Origin of the sequence: Streptococcus porci DSM 23759, from assembly GCF_000423765.1 — a bacterium.
Classification (GTDB): Bacteria; Bacillota; Bacilli; order Lactobacillales; family Streptococcaceae; genus Streptococcus; species Streptococcus porci.
Map to the genome: position 1 here is coordinate 1 of NZ_AUIP01000031.1, position 2184 is coordinate 2184.

Genomic DNA, 2184 nt, shown 5'->3' on the forward strand with positions numbered 1-2184 from the left:
CCCCAGAGTGTAAACACTCTGGTTTGCCCTCCTGCCTCTTCGCTCGCCGCTACTAAGGCAATCGCTTTTGCTTTCTCTTCCTGCAGCTACTTAGATGTTTCAGTTCACTGCGTCTTCCTCCTCACCACCTTAACAGTGATGGGTGACAGGCATCAACCTGCCGGGTTCCCCCATTCGGACATCTCTGGATCAGCGCTTACTTACAGCTCCCCAAAGCATTTCGTTGTTAGTCACGTCCTTCTTCGGCTTCTAGTGCCAAGGCATCCACCGTGCGCCCTTATTAACTTAACCTTATTAATTAAACTCATCAATATGATTCTACAGCGTTTCGGTTTATTTTCTTGTTACTTTCATTTATATTCCTATAAATGAAATTTGATATAGATATTCAATTTTCAATGGACAAATACATGATATTAAGAACTGTTCCTAGAAAGTCTAGGTTCCTATTCAAATATCATCTTATCTAGTTGAACACGAGATTCATTTCTTAGGAAAAATGATGAACTGCCTTGTGTGTCAAGCACACTGCGTCAGTTCCCTATTTTTCTACAGAAATGTCGGCAAGTCGAACATCTCTTTGTATCCTAGATAATGGAGCCTAGCGGGATCGAACCGCTGACCTCCTGCGTGCAAAGCAGGCGCTCTCCCAGCTGAGCTAAGGCCCCACATCTGTCTCTTCCTGAGACCACTCAAAACTAAACAAAACGTCCAAGTGCTTCCATTTCCTTAGAAAGGAGGTGATCCAGCCGCACCTTCCGATACGGCTACCTTGTTACGACTTCACCCCAATCATCTATCCCACCTTAGGCGGCTGGCTCCTAATAGGTTACCTCACCGACTTCGGGTGTTACAAACTCTCGTGGTGTGACGGGCGGTGTGTACAAGGCCCGGGAACGTATTCACCGCGGCGTGCTGATCCGCGATTACTAGCGATTCCGACTTCATGTAGGCGAGTTGCAGCCTACAATCCGAACTGAGACTGGCTTTAAGAGATTTGCTTGCCGTCACCGGCTTGCGACTCGTTGTACCAGCCATTGTAGCACGTGTGTAGCCCAGGTCATAAGGGGCATGATGATTTGACGTCATCCCCACCTTCCTCCGGTTTATTACCGGCAGTCTCGCTAGAGTGCCCAACTCAATGATGGCAACTAACAATAGGGGTTGCGCTCGTTGCGGGACTTAACCCAACATCTCACGACACGAGCTGACGACAACCATGCACCACCTGTCACCAGTGCTCCGAAGAGAAACCCTATCTCTAGGGCGGTCACTGGGATGTCAAGACCTGGTAAGGTTCTTCGCGTTGCTTCGAATTAAACCACATGCTCCACCGCTTGTGCGGGCCCCCGTCAATTCCTTTGAGTTTCAACCTTGCGGTCGTACTCCCCAGGCGGAGTGCTTAATGCGTTAGCTGCGGCACTAAGCCCCGGAAAGGGCCTAACACCTAGCACTCATCGTTTACGGCGTGGACTACCAGGGTATCTAATCCTGTTCGCTACCCACGCTTTCGAGCCTCAGCGTCAGTTACAGACCAGAGAGCCGCTTTCGCCACCGGTGTTCCTCCATATATCTACGCATTTCACCGCTACACATGGAATTCCACTCTCCCCTTCTGCACTCAAGTCTCGCAGTTTCCAAAGCGTACATTGGTTGAGCCAATGCCTTTGACTTCAGACTTACAAAACCGCCTGCGCTCGCTTTACGCCCAATAAATCCGGACAACGCTCGGGACCTACGTATTACCGCGGCTGCTGGCACGTAGTTAGCCGTCCCTTTCTGGTAAGATACCGTCATTATGTGGACTTTCCACTCCCACACACATTCTTCTCTTACAACAGAGCTTTACGATCCGAAAACCTTCTTCACTCACGCGGCGTTGCTCGGTCAGGGTTGCCCCCATTGCCGAAGATTCCCTACTGCTGCCTCCCGTAGGAGTCTGGGCCGTGTCTCAGTCCCAGTGTGGCCGATCACCCTCTCAGGTCGGCTATGTATCGTCGCCTTGGTGAGCCGTTACCTCACCAACTAGCTAATACAACGCAGGTCCATCTCATAGTGAAGCAGTTGCTCCTTTTAAGTAGCTACCATGCAGTAGCTACTCTTATGCGGTATTAGCTATCGTTTCCAATAGTTATCCCCCGCTATGAGCCAGGTTACCTACGCGTTACTCACCCGTTCGCAACT

The 2184-nt window shown here is 50.2% G+C and carries 1 tRNA gene and 2 rRNA genes; all 3 read right to left on the minus strand.

Going from position 1 to position 2184, the window contains the following annotated elements:
* A 23S ribosomal RNA gene (locus G576_RS0109570) occupies nucleotides 1-291 on the minus strand; the annotation flags it as partial.
* Between the two features lie 304 nt (nucleotides 292-595).
* Nucleotides 596-668: transfer RNA gene (locus G576_RS0109575), tRNA-Ala, on the minus strand.
* A 65-nt stretch (nucleotides 669-733) separates the two neighbouring features.
* Nucleotides 734-2184, minus strand: a 16S ribosomal RNA gene (locus tag G576_RS0109580); the annotation flags it as partial.